The organism is Labrys sp. F242, assembly GCF_057813875.1.
Genome location: NZ_JBVASG010000004.1, coordinates 140,540 through 156,396, shown reverse-complemented (window position 1 = coordinate 156,396; position 15,857 = coordinate 140,540). Strand labels below are relative to the sequence as shown.

The following is a 15,857-nucleotide window of genomic DNA, read 5'->3' as shown; positions in this document are numbered from 1 at the left end:
ATGACAAGCGTCGCCATTATCATCCCCTGCTACAATGCCGGTCAAACCTTGGCGCAAACGCTCGAAAGCGCCATCGGCCAGCCCGGCCTCGCAGAACTCATCGTCGTCGACGATGGCTCGACCGACGGTTCGGCCGATATCGCGCGGCGCTATCTGCCCGCCGATCGCGTCATCGAAGGCCCAAATCGCGGCGTCTCGGCGGCGCGCAATCGCGGCATCGCCGAAACCCGCTCGGAATGGCTGCTGTTTCTCGACGCGGATGATCTGCTCACGCCCGGCACGATCGAACGGCGCCTTGCCGTTGCGGAGAACGCCGATGTGGTCGTCTGTGACTATCAGGAGTTCAGCACGGACGAGCAAGGCGCTCCCGTCCTCTCACAAATCCGCAGCATCGACTGGCCGGCGCTGCGGCAGGACGCGGAAAGAGCGATTGCCAGCCATGTCTGGATCACCACGGGTGCCCTGCTCTATCGGCGAGAGCTGGTCGAGACGATCGGCGGTTTTCGTCCCGATCTGCCGGTGATCCAGGACGCCCGCTTTATGTTCGACGCGGCGTTCCATGGTGGGCGCCTCGTGCCCAGCGCCCATATTGGCGCCCACTACCGGATCGCGGCACAGAGCCTGTCGCGGCGCGATCCCGTACAGTTCTGGCGCGACGTGCTCCGCAACGGCCGGCAGATCGAGGCGCTGTGGCGCGAACGCGGCACCCTGACTTCCGATCGCATCGCCACCTTGCGTGACCTTTACGACAATGCCGGACGTGGTCTGCTGCGCTGCGAGGACAAAAGCTTTTTCGAAGCGAGCGCCGCAGGGCGCACACTCGGCCTGCGCCAATCGCGGCATGCGCGTATCGCAACGCCGCTCGCCCGTCTGCTAGGGTTGCGCGCTACGCACGGCCTGCTGTCCATGATGGGGCGGCCATGAACGAGACGCCAGCCGATGTCGTCATGGCGACCGCCTGGTATCCGCCCTACGATCTCGGCGGCACCGAAATCTATCTGGAAGGGCTGGTGCAGGAACTCTCCCTCAAGGGCCTGAAATGCGCCGTGCTCGTGCCGCGAGTACCCGGCGCGCCGGATCGCTACGAGCACCGCGGTGCGACGGTGTGGACCTATCCGGTCGAACTGCCCAAGGCAAGACAGTCTGGTGGCGCAACGCGCCGGCATGGCCAGTTCGATCGTTTCGAAGCCCTGCTGCGGCTGAACCCACGCGCCATCTATCACCAGCATTCCTGGACGACAGGATGCGGTCTCGACCATCTGCGTGCCGCCCGCGCGCAGGGGCTGAGAACCGTCCTCACCTTTCACGTCGCCGGGACCGTATGCCTGCGCGGTACCTTGCTGCACTTCGGAGAGGTCCCTTGCGACGGTATGGTCGAGGAGATCCGCTGTGGCGCTTGCTGGGCGGAGAGCCGCGGTGCGCCCCGCGCGGCCGCATGGGCGATCGGCCGGCTGCCCCGTGCCTTTGCCGCCAGGGCCCTGCAGGGCCGCACACGCCTTGCCTCCGCGCTTTCGGCAAGGGCGCTCGCCATCGGGAAAGGGCAGGAGCTGAACGAGGCCTTCGAGCTGAGCGACCGCCTTGTCGCCGTCTGCCAATGGCTCGCCGACACGCTGACGCGCAATGGCGCGCCATCCGACAAACTCGTGCTCAGCCACCATGGCCTCGCGGCTTGCTACCTGGCGGAGGCCGTGCAGGCAGCGGCTCGGAAGAGATCCGAGGGTATCAATCTGCGGCTCGTCTATCTCGGACGATGGGACAGGGCCAAGGGCATTCATGTCGCGGTTGCCGCCCTCCGCAGGCTGCCGCTGGAGACACCCGTCGAACTTTCCATCCACGCCATCGGCGCAGCGGAGAACGACGGCTATGAGGCTGAAGTGCGGGCCCTGGCCGCGGGCGACCCGCGCGTCCGGTTCCTCCCGTCCCTGCCTCATCGAGACACCGCCGAGGCCCTGGCCGCGCATGATGTTCTTCTCGTGCCCTCGCTCTGGCTGGAAACCGGCCCGCTGGTGGTGCTGGAAGCCCAGGCGGCCGGTCTCTATGTGTTGGGATCGGATCTCGGCGGTATTGCCGAACTTGTTGCAGGCACAGAAGGCGGCGAATTGCTTTCACCCGGCTCCGTGCGGGATTGGGCCGAAGCCATCGGACGGCTCGCTGCGCGCAAATCCCAGTATCCCTTGCCGAAATTCCAGGGTCCTTTACGCAGCCAGGCCGATGTCGCCGACGACATGATCAACCTCTACCGTTCGCTGCCGCCCGCCCTCGCCCGGGAAAGCCGGCTTGTGAAGATCGCTCCATGAGGATTGCCCTCACCTGCGATCCCGAACTGCCGGTGCCGCCGCAATTTTATGGCGGCATCGAACGCGTGGTCGACATGCTGGCGCGCCGCCTCGCGGCGCGCGGCCATGACCTGACCCTGTTCGCACACCCTGCCTCGCAATGCCCGGTGCCGAAACGGGCCTGGCCCGGCGCGAGCAGCCTTTCGCGCTATGATACGTTCAGGAATGCCGGCGAACTGGCGAGAGCGATCGCCGGCCAGCGCTTCGATATCATCCACAGCTTCTCGCGATTGGCCTATCTGGCACCGCTTTTACCGCGTGCTATCCCCAAATTGATGACCTACCAGCGCGAGATCAGCCCGCGCACGACCGGGCTGGCGCAACGCCTGTCGCGCGGCACGCTGCAATTCTCAGCCATCAGCGAGCATATGGTACGCCATGTCAGGCACGTCGGGACCTGGCACATCGTTCCCAATGGCGTGCCGAGCGAGACCTATACCTTCCGGGAACAGGTGCCAGACGACGCGCCGCTGGTCTTTCTGGGACGTGTGGAAGAAATCAAGGGGCCGCACCTGGCCATCGCAGCGGCCCGGCTGGCCGGCCGGCGGCTGATCATTGCCGGCAATCTGGCCGGGGAACACCAGGCCTGGTTCGAGGCCCATGTCGCTCCGCATCTGCGTGATGGCGATGTCGAGTATGTCGGGCCCGTCGACGACCGGCAAAAGGACGAGTTGCTCGGCAGCGCCGCCGCACTGCTGATGCCCATCCTGTGGGAAGAACCGTTCGGCATCGTGATGGCAGAGGCGATGGCCTGCGGCACGCCCGTCATCGGCTTCGGTCGCGGTGCCGTTCCCGAAGTGGTCGAGGATGGGCACACCGGATATGTCGTCGACACCGTCGAGGAAATGGCGGCGGCAGTCGCCAGGCTCGAGAGGATCGAGCGAGCCGCGTGCCGGCAGCGGGTCGAAATGCTCTATAGCGAGGATGCCGTCACCGACCGCTATCTGCAGATCTATGAGGCCATGATCGCGGGACGGCGTTCGAGGGCTGCAGCATGAGGTCGGTGCTGAGCTACCCCGGTACCATGCCGCATGCCCAGCAGATCGCCCTGGCCTTGCATGAACAAGGCTGGCTGAAGACCTTCGTGACCAGTTTTCATTATTCCGGGCAAGGGTGGGGCGACCGCCTGCTGCGCGCCCTGCCGTCGGACCAGGCCGCGGCGTTGAGCCAGAAATTGCTGCACCGTTCGATCGAGACGATCCCGCACAGCCTCGTGCAGACCTATCCGGCATGGGAAATCCTGCGCAGCGTGGCGGCCAAGGGTGGCGCCGGACCAGTGACCGTCGACCGCCTCTGGGACTTGATGAGCCACCGCTTCGATGCGGCCGTCGCCAGCCGCCACGTGCCCAGCGCCGAGGCCATCCATGCCTTCGAATATACGGCGCTGGCGAGCTTCCAGCGCGCTGCGCATGAAGGAACTCGACGCATCCTGCATTTGCCCTCGCTCAGCAGCCGGCAATTCGAGAGCATCCGTCAGCGCGAACTGACCCGGTGGAAGCAGCTCGACGGCGCCAATGCCGCCTATTTCTCGGATCGCTTTGCGCGGAGGCAGGCGAGGCGCGACGCGGAGATCGGGCTCGCTGATCTCATCGTCACCAATTCCGCCCTTACCGCGCGCTCCCACATCGCCGGGGGTGCCGATCCCGCGAAGATCCTGGTCGTCCCCCTCGGCGCTCCTCCGGTGCTCGATCGGTCCCGGCCCCCGCGCGGGAGCGATACGGGACCTCTCCGAGCTGTTTATGCCGGCAACATCACCCTCGGCAAGGGCGTGCCCTATCTCCTCGAAGCCTGGCGCCGATTGCCGGTCGCCGCATATGCCAGGCTGGACATCTATGGCCAGATTGGGCTGCCTGCCGATCTTCTCGCCCCGGCTGATGACACGATCCGCTTTCATGGCTCGCGCCCGCGTGCCGAACTGTTCCAGGCTTTCGAGCAGGCCGATGTCCTGGTGTTTCCAAGCCTTGCCGACGGTTTCGGCATGGTCGTGGCCGAGGCCATGGCGCATGGCCTGCCTGTAATCGTCACAGACATGACGGGCGCGGCCGACCTCGTGACGCCCGAGAACGGGCTCGTCATTCCCTCAGCCGACGCAGAGGCCTTGACGCAGGCCCTTGCCTGGTGCCTCGACAATCGCCAGCGCCTGCAGGCTATGCGGACCGGCGCGCTCGAGACGGCCCGCCGTCATCAATGGCCGGCCTATCGCACTGCCCTGGCCGGCGGGCTCAGGCAACGCCTGGGAGGCGCCGACCACGGCTGTCCTGCCCACGAGATGGAGCGGACATGACGAGCCCCCACCCGGGATCGCATATCTGCATCCTCACCCCGGGCCAGCTCGGATCCAATCCGCGCGTGGTCAAGGAGGCGCATGCCCTCCACCAGGCCGGCTTCGCCGTCACCGTCGTCGCGACCCGCATGCTGGAGGGCGTAGAGCCGCGCGACCAATCCATCCTGCGCGAAGCACCATTCCGGATCGAGCGCATCGACCTGCGCTCGCGGGCGGGCTGGCGCCTGCGTCGGCTCGGCCAGGAACTTGCGGGCGTAGCACACGCCGCGAGCGGCAGGCGCCTTTTCAGCTCCCGGGCGTTCAGCGTGTTCACGCCAGCCCTGATCGCCGCCGCCAGCCGCGTCCCGGCGGATCTCTACATCGCCCATTATCCTCCGGCCCTGCCGGCTGCCAGGGCCGCTGCCAGCCGCTTCCACGCTGGCTATGCCTTCGATGCCGAGGATTTCCATCTGGGCGAGTGGCGCGACGGCCCGGCGGCCGAGGCGAACCGTTCGCGTCTGCGCGCCATCGAGGCAGCCGCCTTGCCGGGATGCCGCTATATCACCGCCGCCTCGCCCGAGATTGCGCGTGCCTATGCGCAGGCCTACGCAGTGCCCATCCCGCAAATCGTGCTGAACAGCTTTCCGCTGTCGCAGGCCCCGAATGTGCCAGCCGCCAAGGGTACGGCCGATCCGGGTCCGTCCCTCTACTGGTTCTCGCAGGTCATCGGCCCCGATCGCGGCCTCGAATGCGCGATCAAGGCCATTGCAAGGGCGACCTCGAGACCGCACCTCTACCTGCGCGGCCATGCGGGTGCGCCCTATGCAGGCCAATTGCGGCGCCTTGCGCAACAGGAGGGCGTGCCGGAGCGCCTGCATTTCCTACCCTCCGCGCTCCCTGGCGAGCTCGTCCGGTTGGCCGCCGGCCATGATCTCGGCCTGTGCGCCGAACCGGGACATACGGCCAACAATGCGTTCGCCCTCTCCAACAAACTGTTCACCTATCTCATGGCCGGGCTCCCAGCCATCCTGTCCGATACGCCGGCCCAGCGGGCGTTCGCCGGCTCGCATCCGCTTGCCACTGCGCTTTTCACAGCCGACGACGCCGTGAGCCTAGCTGCCAGCCTCGACAGCCTGCTGCAGGATCCGGCACGCCTGGCGCAGGCTCGGGCAAGCGCCTTCGATCTCGCGCAGAAAACCTATAATTGGGACCGGGAAAGCGTGATTGTGGTCGATCTGGCGCGTCAATCACTGAACGGCTCGTCGCGGAGGCGGGCATGAGTCTCCCGCGCACCGTCCTGATCGTCTCCCCCTATTTCCCGCCGTCCAACTTGGCCTGCGTGCATCGGGCCCGGCATCTGGCCAATCACCTGCCGGCAGCGGGCTGGACCCCTGTCATCCTCTGCGTGGATGACCGCTTCTACGAACAGGAACCCGATCCCCTGCTCGGCAGCCTGGTCTCGCCGGCTCTGGAGATCATCAAGGTTTCCGCCCTGCAAGCCCGCATGACACGCCGGTTCGGCATCGGAGATCTCGGCCTGCGGGCCTGGCCGGCCCTTTCCCGCCGCGCGGCCGACCTGCTCTCGACCAGACGGATCGACGCCGTGCTGATCACGGGATCGCCCTTCTATCCCATGCTGATGTCGCGCTGGATCGAGCCGAAATTCGGCGTGCCGGTGGTGCTCGATTTCCAGGACCCCTGGGTTTCGGCGTGGGGCGGAGACCAGAAACCGTTGAGCAAGGCTGGGTTATCCCATCAGCTCGCGCTTCGCCTCGAAGGACCGGCCCTGCGCAAGGCCCGCTTCGTCACATCGGTCTCCGAACGCCAGAACCAGGAACTGGCCGCGCGCCATTCCTGGCTCGATACATCGCGAATGGCGGCGCTGCCCATCGGCGGGGATCCCGGCGATCTGGACCTCCTCGGGACCATGCCTGGCACCCGCCAAAGCCGGCTCGATCCTGCGACGATCAATCTGAGCTATGTCGGCACGGCGCTGCCGCGCTCGCAGGGGCTTTTCCAGGCCCTGCTCAAAGGCCTTGCCGAAATGAGAGCACGCCAGCCACGTCTGGCGGCGCGCCTGCGTCTTCATTTCATCGGCACGAGCAATCAGGCCAATGGCGGCGATACTTTCTCCATCCTTCCGCTTGCCGAGGCGGAGAAAGTCGCCGATCTCGTCGTCGAGACCCCCCAACGCCTCGCCTATGCCGAGGCCTTGGGGCTGATGGCCGAGTCCCAAGGCCTCCTGCTGGTCGGCTCGGACGAAGCCCACTATACCGCGTCAAAGATCTATCCTGCCTTGCTGACGCGGCGCCCCTATCTTTCACTGTTTCACCGCCTGTCCAGCGCCCATGCCTTTCTCGCGGCGGCCGGCGGGGGCATCAATTTCTCCTTCGCCGACGCCAACGGCCTGGCGGGCCTGGCGCAGGACATCGCCGCCGGATTGGAACGCCTGGCCCTCGACCCCGCCAGCCTCGGTCAGGCCCGGCAGGATCTCCTGAAGCCTTTTTCGGCCAAGGCCATTGCCGGCCGCTATGGCGCCATTTTCGACGAGCTGCGCTGATCATGCGCCTGGCAATCCTCACCTCCCATCCCATCCAGTACCAGGCACCTATCTTCCGGGAACTCGCCAGGCGCATGGACCTGGAGGTCTTCTTCGCGCACCGCCCCACCCCCCGGCAGCAGGCCGATGCCGGCTTCGGGGTTGCGTTCGACTGGGATATCGACCTCGCCACCGGCTATCCCCATCAATTCCTCGCCAACAAGGCCAGGAAACCGGGCGTGGACCATTTCTTCGGCTGCGATACGCCGGCCATCGCCCAGGCCTTGCGGGAGGGTGGCTTCGATGCCCTGCTCGTTTGCGGCTGGGCGCTCAAATCCTATCTGCAGGGTATTGTCGCTGCCCGGCGCCTCAACATACCCGTTCTGGTAAGAGGAGACAGCCATCTGCTGACACCGCGCCGGCGCCTGAAGGCCTGGGCGAAGCAGGCCGCCTATCCCCGTTTGCTGCGCTTCTTCGATGCGGCGCTCTATGTCGGGCAGAACTCCCTGGCCTATTATCGCCACTATGGCTATCCGCCTACGCGGCTGCACTTTTCACCCCATTGCATCGATACGGACTGGTTTGCCACGCGGGCCACGCCGCAGGCCCGCGAAGCCCTGCGCGCCGGACTGTCCATTGCCGAGGGCAGCCGCGTCATAGCGTTTGCGGGCAAGCTGATCGAACGCAAGCGTCCGCTCGATCTGATCGAGGCGGCTGCGCTATGCCGCAGCGGAGGACACGCAATCGAAGTGATGATCGCGGGCGACGGTCCGATGCGCGAGGCGGTGCTGGCACGCGCCGCGCAGGCCCAGGTGCGGCTGCATTTCCTCGGCTTTCGCAACCAGAGTGAGATGCCGGCCTTCTATGCGGCCTGCGACGGCCTGGCGCTGACCTCTTCCGGCCAGGAAACCTGGGGCCTCGTGGCCAACGAGGCGCAGGCCTGCGGGCGGCCCGTCATCGTATCCGACCAATGCGGCTGCGCGCCCGACCTGGCTGTCGATTCCGACAGCGGGCGGACCGTCGAAACCGGTAACGTCAAGGCTCTTGCTGCAGCCCTCATCGATCTGCCCGGGGGTGCTGGCATGAAGGCAGCCCTGGCGTCGCTGGTTCAGCGCTATAGCGTAGGCGCGGCGGTCGATGGCATCGAGGCTGCCCTGTCGTCCTGCCTCGAGAAGGCTGCCTCCCCGCGCAGGATATCAGGAGCCTTGACCTGATGCCGATGTCGGCCACCTCCCCGCGCTCGGCAGCCCCTCTGCCTGGGCCCGTGATCGTCGGCGCAGTGCTGCTCGCCATCCTGAACCTGCCGGGCGAGAACGCCCTGCTCACCACCTTCAGTCTGGTCGTGCTCGTTGCGGGCATTGCCCTGCTGTGGCGGCCCGGCGAGCCGCCGATCGGGCTGTTCATCTTCGCCTATCAATGGCTGCAGGCATCGATATCGGCCTTCCATGCCAACTGGCTCGGCATCGATGTCAGCGCCTATACGATCTATGGCGGGGACAACAAGTCGGCGATCATCCTGACCCTGTTCGGCCTGCTGTTCCTGGCAGTGGGCATACGGCTCGGCAGCGGGCCCCCCGACAGGGCTGTAAGCCGGCAGGCGAGGGAACTGGTGCTGGCTCAGCCCCTCGCAACCTGGTTCTCACTCTATCTCGTGGCCTCGATCGTCGCGGTCGGCGCGCTCCAGGCTGCCGCCCTCATCCCCGGCCTTGCGCAGCCACTCCTGGCGCTGGCCGGATTGAAATGGGCGTTCTTCATGATGTTCGCCTATGCATCCTTCGTGCGAAACCAGTTGGGCAACCCCTTGTTCGTCTGTGCTTTTCTAGCCGAACTTGCCATGAGCACGGGTGGGTATTTCTCCGATTTCAAGACGGTGATGTTCTTCACCCTCTTTGCCACAGCCATGGCCGGAACCCGCCTGCGCGGTCTCCATCTGCTGGGTGGAGCGATCCTGGTTTGCCTGATCGTCGTCAGCGGGATCCTATGGACCGCCATCAAGGAAGACTATCGCAATGCCGCATCCGGCGGTTCGGCCTCGCAGGCCGTCACGCTCGACCTCGGCGACCGGCTGGCGACCATTGCCCAGCTGCTCGGCCGGCTCGACGGTGCATCGATGTCGGATGCAACCGGAAAGATGCTCCACCGCATCTCCTATGTCGAATTGTTCGCCGTCGTTCTCGCCCGCGTGCCGCAGACCATTCCCCACGAGAAGGGCGCGCTCCTGTTGGATGCAGCAAGCCGCCCCTTCATGCCGCGCATCGTGTTTGCCGACAAGAGCCAGGTCGATGACACCCGCCGCACCAATTACTATACGGGTGGCCTTTCCGGAACTTATCGCGGCACCTCGATCAGCCTGGGCTACATGGCCGAGCTTTACATCGATTTCGGCCCCTTGCTGATGATGGCCGTCATCTTCGTCTTCGGCTATCTCTATGGTCGCATCTACCGATGGCTCGTGCATGCCCCGCGCGCCGGGCCGCTGCTGGGCTTTACCTCGGCATGTGCCATCCTGGTCCAGGCCGCCCTGCTGGAAGTCAGCCTGGCGAAATTGGTCGGCGGCGTGATGGTTTCGGTTCTTCTCACTGCCCTGTTCATCCGGCTGGTGGCGCCACGCATGCGCTCCTGGCTGGAAACCAGGCTGGCAACGCGCTGACAAGACGCATTTGATGGCAGGCCCTTGTCTCCTCTTGACCGCCTTGCGGGAAAACCCAGCTCTCTCGAAAGCCCGCCGGCTGGCGGCGCTGCATCCGCCCTCGGCCCTCCGGATCGCCGCTGCCGATGACGTCCCCGATATCGTATTGTATCTCGACAGTGGCTATGTCGGCCTTGCGGACCTGCCGCTATTGCGGCGCCGGGTCAGGACCCACCCCACGGCCAGGCATTTCCTGTTCTCGGAATCGGACTGGCCCTACGCCGTGCTGCCCGGGGCCTATCCATCCCTCACCAGGACCCTGCCCTGGGCGCGGAGCTGGAGCTATCTCCCAGACCCCGATGCCCCCACCCCGGCGGCCTCCCCGCCGCAGAAGGAACCTGCCTATCTGTTTTCCTTTCTGGGCCGAACCAGCACCCATCCGATACGCGAACGCCTCCTGGCGCTCGACACTCCAGATACGCCGTGCCTCGATCTTGCAGCGGCGCCGGCCCGCTTCGCCGATTTCGACTATCATGCGACCTATCGCGAACTGCTGCTCCAATCGCAATTCGCCCTTTGCCCCCGCGGCTTCGGTACCGCCAGCATCCGTCTTTTCGAAGCGATGGCCCTTGGCCGTGCACCAGTGATCATCGCCGATGCCTGGCAGGCACCACCCGATATTCCCTGGCGGGATTTCAGCCTGTTCGTGGCCGAAAAGGACATCATGCATATACCGCATATCCTGAAGGAGGTTCGCGGACAGGCCGCGGTCATGGGCCAGCGCGCGCGTCAGGTATTTGCGACGCATTTCGCACCCGAGGTCTTCTTCGACCGCCTGCTCGCCATGCTGCTCACGCTTCCCTACGAAACAGGGACCGCCGCAATGGCTGGGCGCGCCTGGAAGGCACTGGGCTGGCGCGAAGGTTATTCATTGGCGCATCGGGTCAAGACCCGGTTCCGCGCCGAGCCGGGGCCGATATCTTGACCCTGCGCTGCCTCCATGTGGTGCCGACCTATCTGCCAGCCTTACGCTATGGGGGACCAATTCATGCCGTGCACGGATTGTGCCGTGCATTGGCGGGCCAGGGCTGCGATGTGCATGTCTACACCACCAATGTCGACGGCGCCGGCATCCTGCCGGTCCCGACCGACAGGCCCGTGCGGCTCGATGGGGTGGACGTCCACTATTTCCCCACCGGCCTCGGACGACGTCTCTACCGCTCTCCCGCCATGGGCCGTGCATTGGCACGGCACATCGCTTCCTTCGATATCGTGCATCTTCATTCCGTATTCCTGTGGCCCACCACCGTTGCCGCGAGGCTGGCACAGCGAAACGCCGTGCCCTATCTGCTGGCGCCACGTGGGATGCTCGTCGAGGGCCTGATCCAGCGCAAGAGCTGGATGTTGAAATCGGCCTGGATCCGGGCTTTTGACCGGGCCAACCTTGCCGGGGCGGCGGCCATTCATGTGACCAGTCGATCCGAACGCCTCGACATCGAGAAACTGGGATTGCCGGCCCGGGCTTTCGCCCTGGTGCCCAATGGCATCGACATGCCGCCTGCCGGTGCCAGCCTCTTTCCGCCGGATCGCTCCCGGCCCTATGTCCTTTTTTTGGGCCGGATCAGTTGGAAGAAGGGCATCGCGCGTCTGATCGATGCCATGCAGCTTGTCGCCGAGGCCGATCTCGTCATCGCCGGCAACGATGACGAGGGCGAAACCGCCCGGCTGAGGGCACGCGCGGCTGCGTTGGGGCTCGATGCCCGCGTCCGCTTCGTGGGCCCCGTGCATGGCGAGGAGAAATGGTCCTTGCTGCGCAACTGCGCCGCCTTCGCGCTGGCTTCCCATTCGGAGAATTTCGGCAATGCCGTCCTGGAGGCAATGGCCTGCGCCCGTCCCGTGGTCGTCAGCCCTGAAGTCGGCCTGGCCGACGTGGTCGCCAGCGCCGGCTGCGGCATGGTCGTCGACGCCTCCCCCAAGGCGCTGGGCGCAGCGCTTTCCTCCCTTCTGGCAGACCCGGATCTTGCCACCAGGCTGGGACAGGCCGGCGAGAAGACGGCACGCGAACAGTTCTCCTGGCCGGGCATTGCATCGGCCATGGTCGATGTCTACCAGGAGGCAGTCCTCGCCCAGGCGAGGGAAGTCGCCCTCGCCGGAAGAGCCGTTCATGTCTGACTTGATCGCACCGCGGACGACGGTCCTGATCCTGAGCTTCAACGAAGCCCCGAATCTGGCACGCTGCCTCGAGCGGCTCGACTGGGCGTCCCGTATTCTGTTGGTGGACAGCGGCAGTACGGACGAGACCCTCGAGATCGCCAGCCGATACGCCAATGTCGAGGTCGTGCATCGCCCCTTCGACAGTTTTGCCGGCCAGTGCAATTTCGGCCTTGGCCTCGTCGACACGCCGTGGGTGCTCTCGCTGGATGCCGATTATGAATTGAGCGAGGATCTCGTTCGCGAAATTCAGTCCCTCCGCGAAGAAACCGCGCAGGGCTATTCGACGACGTTCATCTATCGCATCCATGGCAGGGCCCTGCGTGGGACCCTCTATCCCGCTCGCACCGTGCTCTACCGCCGGCAGGCGGCGCGCTATCGCGACGAGGGCCATGGCCATCGCGTGACCGTGGCGGGCGAAGTCGGCACCCTGGCGGCGCCCATCTATCACGACGATCGCAAACCCCTTCTCAGATGGGTCGATTCGCAAAAGCGCTATGCGCATATCGAGGCCGACCATCTGCTGGCGGCCCCCAGGGACACACTAAACCGGGTCGACCGCCTCCGGCTGAGGGCATGGCCGGCGCCGCTTCTGGTGTTCGTCTACACCTTGTTCTGGAAAGGTGCCTTCCTCGATGGCTGGGCGGGTTGGTACTATACCCTGCAGCGTACGATCGCCGAATGCCTGATCGCCTTGACCCTGATCGATCGGCGCCTGGCAAAATGACAGGAAGGGTCCTGGTTTGATCATCCTCGGCCTCAACGCCTACCACGCCGATGCAGCCGCCTGCCTTCTCAAGGACGGGCAGATCATCGCGGCCGCCGAGGAAGAGCGCTTTCGCCGCATCAAACACTGGGCGGGGTTTCCCAGCCAGGCCGTCGCCTATTGCCTTCAGGAAGCAGGCATCGGGCTTGGAGACGTCGACCATGTCGCCGTCAACAGCGACCCGACGGTGCATCGCCTGGAGCGCCTGGCCCATCTGGCACGCCACAGGCCTGATCTTGCCCTTGTCGTCGACCGGTTCCGCAACAGGCGCAGGCGCCTCTCCATCGTCGATGAACTGGCCGCCGCCTTTCCGGGGCGGCGCTTCAAGGGCGTTGTGCATCGGATCGAGCACCATCTGGCCCATCTGGCATCGGCTTTCTTCGCCTCCCCCTTCGAGGAAGCAGCCGTCCTCTCCCTCGACGGCTTCGGCGATTTCTCCTCTGCCGCCTGGGGAAGCGGGCGTGGCAGCGAGATCGCTATCGAAAAACGGGTCCTGTTTCCCCATTCCATCGGCCTGTTCTATCAGACGCTCACCCAATATCTCGGCTTTCCGCATTATGGCGATGAGTACAAGGTCATGGGCCTGGCGTCCTATGGTAAGCCGGCCTTCCTCGAAAGGCTGCGCCGCGTCATCAGGCTCCAAGCGGCAGGAACCTTCGCTCTCGACCTCGGCTATTTCCGGCATCACCGCGAGAGGATAGCTTTCGATTGGCAGGGCGGAGCCCCGGTCTTCGCCCCGCTCTATTCGGATGCGCTGGAGGACCTGCTCGGCCCGGCGAGAGCGCCGAGCGAGGCATTGACCGAACGCCATCACGACATCGCGTCTTCGGTCCAGGCTTTCTATGAGGAAGTCCTCGATCACATCCTGCAAGCCGTCTGGGACAAATATCGCCTGCCGAACCTCGCCATGGCCGGTGGCTGCGCCCTCAATTCGGTGGCCAATGGCAAGATAAGGCGCACCACCGCCTTCCGTCACCTCTATGTGCAGCCTTCGGCCGGTGATGCCGGTGGGGCCCTGGGTTCCGCCCTCGCCCTCTGGCACAAGCTCGGCGGCCGGCGCATAGCCGCGATGGACCATGCCTATTGGGGACCGGGCTTTGCCTCCGGCGACATCGATCGGCTTGTGATGGCCGAGACGGCCCATCTTGCCGCCCTGGGCTGCGAGATCCGGCATTTTGGCGATGATGCCGAGCTTAACCGGGTAACGGCAGCCGCCATCGCCGCCGGCAATGTGATCGGCTGGTTCGATGGGCGGATGGAATGGGGACCGCGCGCGCTCGGCAGCCGCTCCATCCTGTGCGATCCTCGGCGGGCGGATATCAAGCAGCTTCTCAACCACAAGATCAAACGGCGCGAGTCGTTCCGCCCCTTCGCGCCTTCCATCCTCGCCGAACACGCCGCCGATTGGTTCGAAGGTATCGACGAGGTGCCGTTCATGACCGAGGTTCTTCCGGTCAGGCCCGACAAGTACGCCCTTGTGCCTGCGATCACCCATGTGGATGGCTCCGGGCGCCCCCAGACGGTACGGCAACAGGCCAACCCGGCCTATCACGCCCTGATTTCCGCCTTCTTCGAGCAGACCGGCATTCCGATGGTGCTCAATACCTCCTTCAACGAGAATGAACCCATCGTCTGCACGCCCGGCGAGGCGCTCGACTGCTTCCTGCGGACACGCATGGACATTCTCGTGCTCGGGCGTGTGATGATCCGGCGCCGGGAGGGCACGGCGCCTGCCGCCCTGCCAGATAGCCAGCCCGTCGCCGATGGCCATGTCGCCGGTTCCTGAAACAATCGCGCCCTCGCGCACCGTCTCCTGTCGGGCCGTCTATGGGTGGTGCCTTGTCCTTGTCTGCCTCGAATGGTTTTATTATCGGCTGGGCCAGCAGCCCTTGCGCCAGATCGGCGACCTGCCCAATGTGATCTCCGTCCTGGAATTGATCGAGATCGCGGTGATTGTGCGCCTGATCGGGCACGGGCGGCGCGATACTCCCTTCCAGGCCGGTGAGACTGCCTTCATCCTCGCGGCGATGGCCGTCTGCGTGCTCGTGCTGCGCCAGATACCTCTCGCGGCCGCGCTGGCGCTCGCCATCCTTGCGGCGTGGCGCTTGCGCAAGCGCCCGTCCTGCCGGGCCTCGGCCTTTGCGCTGCTGGCGTTCATCGCCCAATTCGTGCTCCTCGGCTGGCCCTTCCTCGCCCTTCACAATGTTGTTGGGCTGCTCGATGCCACCATCGTGCGAACAGTGCTCCAGATGGCGGGGCAGGATGTATCGGGCTACGGCACCTATATCCTTCGGCCCGCCGACAATATCGGCTTCGACGTCATGTGGGGCTGCGCCACCTCGACCACACTCGTCCAGAACCTTATGGCCTACGCCATCATTGCCGTCGGCTTCGGCGGGCCACTCCGTCGTTCCGACCGCGCAGCGTTCCTCATCGTCATTGGCGCGACCTTCGCCTTGAACTGGCTGCGCCTGATCCTGATCTGCGCGTCGAAGGAAGGTTATCTGGTCTGGCACGAAGGCACGGGCGCGAGTTTCCTGGCGGCATTCTACGCTGTCCTGATCCTTGTACTCGCTTATTGCCGGACCCGGCCCGGGCAAATGCAGCCCTCCGCATGACTCGCCTGTTCCATCTTCTGGCTGCTGCGCTGGTGGTCTGCTCGCTGACCCTGGCAATCCGTCAGGCCCGTGTTACCCCCCAGCCCGCCCCCGAAGCCCAGATCGCATCGGCTTTCGCAAAAGCCGGCTTTTCGCTCTCAGCCCAACGCAAGACCCTGCTCGGCCCCGAATTCTCTTTCATGCGGCCTGGTTGCACCACGCCGACACGAGCCGTGCTGACGGAGACCATCCACCGCGATGCTACCCAAATCCTCACCGACATGTCAGGCGCCAATGAAGAGCTGATCACCGTCTATGGCGGCGCGGCAGTGCCCAGCCTGCATCTTCGGGACCTCGCCTGGCCATGGCTGCGGCGTAAGCTCGACGTCATGCTGGGCCTTTCCCGATCGAGCGCCTGGGATTCCATCGGTCTTGCCATCTTTTCGCCCCGCCAGTGTCAGCGCAACAGCTTCGACTGGTCAGCTCTGCTCACCGGACCCTAAGTTCGACCCTGGC

At 65.2% G+C, this 15,857-nt stretch carries 14 protein-coding genes; all 14 read left to right on the top strand.

What is annotated here, in order from left to right:
- The 14 genes from ACZYTC_RS24170 to ACZYTC_RS24105 are packed head-to-tail and all read left to right on the top strand — an operon-like array spanning position 1 to position 15,844.
- Positions 1–924 carry a glycosyltransferase family 2 protein gene (locus ACZYTC_RS24170; RefSeq protein ID WP_488990737.1) on the top strand — a complete coding sequence of 308 codons (924 nt, stop codon included), beginning with the start codon at positions 1–3 and terminating at the stop codon, positions 922–924.
- Positions 921–2,297 (top strand): glycosyltransferase, encoded by a 1,377-nt coding sequence (locus tag ACZYTC_RS24165; protein ID WP_488990736.1) that lies wholly within the window; start codon positions 921–923, stop codon positions 2,295–2,297. The genes ACZYTC_RS24170 and ACZYTC_RS24165 overlap by 4 nt, the downstream gene beginning before the upstream one ends.
- Positions 2,294–3,334, top strand: a complete 1,041-nt coding sequence (locus ACZYTC_RS24160; RefSeq protein ID WP_488990735.1) for a glycosyltransferase family 4 protein — start codon at positions 2,294–2,296, stop codon at positions 3,332–3,334. Before ACZYTC_RS24165 ends, ACZYTC_RS24160 begins: the two co-directional genes overlap by 4 nt.
- Entirely contained in the window at positions 3,331–4,620 is a 1,290-nt protein-coding gene (locus tag ACZYTC_RS24155; protein WP_488990734.1) for a glycosyltransferase family 4 protein, read from the top strand. The genes ACZYTC_RS24160 and ACZYTC_RS24155 overlap by 4 nt, the downstream gene beginning before the upstream one ends.
- On the top strand, positions 4,617–5,879 hold the full coding sequence (locus ACZYTC_RS24150; protein WP_488990733.1) for a glycosyltransferase: 1,263 nt from the start codon (positions 4,617–4,619) through the stop codon (positions 5,877–5,879). Before ACZYTC_RS24155 ends, ACZYTC_RS24150 begins: the two co-directional genes overlap by 4 nt.
- Complete coding sequence (locus ACZYTC_RS24145; RefSeq protein WP_488990732.1) at positions 5,876–7,159, top strand: glycosyltransferase; 1,284 nt, start codon at positions 5,876–5,878, stop codon at positions 7,157–7,159. Before ACZYTC_RS24150 ends, ACZYTC_RS24145 begins: the two co-directional genes overlap by 4 nt.
- A 2-nt stretch (positions 7,160–7,161) precedes the next feature.
- The gene (locus ACZYTC_RS24140) at positions 7,162–8,352 is read left to right on the top strand and encodes a glycosyltransferase family 4 protein (protein WP_488990731.1); all 1,191 of its coding nucleotides are present in this window, start codon (positions 7,162–7,164) and stop codon (positions 8,350–8,352) included.
- The gene (locus ACZYTC_RS24135) at positions 8,352–9,788 is read left to right on the top strand and encodes a hypothetical protein (RefSeq protein WP_488990730.1); all 1,437 of its coding nucleotides are present in this window, start codon (positions 8,352–8,354) and stop codon (positions 9,786–9,788) included. Before ACZYTC_RS24140 ends, ACZYTC_RS24135 begins: the two co-directional genes overlap by 1 nt.
- A 13-nt stretch (positions 9,789–9,801) precedes the next feature.
- Positions 9,802–10,752, top strand: coding sequence for an exostosin domain-containing protein (locus ACZYTC_RS24130; RefSeq protein WP_488990729.1), 951 nt, complete (start codon positions 9,802–9,804; stop codon positions 10,750–10,752).
- Positions 10,749–11,939, top strand: coding sequence for a glycosyltransferase (locus ACZYTC_RS24125; protein ID WP_488990728.1), 1,191 nt, complete (start codon positions 10,749–10,751; stop codon positions 11,937–11,939). The genes ACZYTC_RS24130 and ACZYTC_RS24125 overlap by 4 nt, the downstream gene beginning before the upstream one ends.
- Positions 11,932–12,705 carry a glycosyltransferase family 2 protein gene (locus ACZYTC_RS24120; RefSeq protein ID WP_488990727.1) on the top strand — a complete coding sequence of 258 codons (774 nt, stop codon included), beginning with the start codon at positions 11,932–11,934 and terminating at the stop codon, positions 12,703–12,705. Before ACZYTC_RS24125 ends, ACZYTC_RS24120 begins: the two co-directional genes overlap by 8 nt.
- A 16-nt stretch (positions 12,706–12,721) precedes the next feature.
- Positions 12,722–14,530 (top strand): carbamoyltransferase family protein, encoded by a 1,809-nt coding sequence (locus ACZYTC_RS24115; protein ID WP_488990726.1) that lies wholly within the window; start codon positions 12,722–12,724, stop codon positions 14,528–14,530.
- Positions 14,514–15,362, top strand: coding sequence for a hypothetical protein (locus ACZYTC_RS24110; RefSeq protein WP_488990725.1), 849 nt, complete (start codon positions 14,514–14,516; stop codon positions 15,360–15,362). Before ACZYTC_RS24115 ends, ACZYTC_RS24110 begins: the two co-directional genes overlap by 17 nt.
- Positions 15,359–15,844, top strand: coding sequence for a hypothetical protein (locus ACZYTC_RS24105; protein ID WP_488990724.1), 486 nt, complete (start codon positions 15,359–15,361; stop codon positions 15,842–15,844). The genes ACZYTC_RS24110 and ACZYTC_RS24105 overlap by 4 nt, the downstream gene beginning before the upstream one ends.
- The last annotated feature ends 13 nt before the right edge of the window (positions 15,845–15,857 follow it).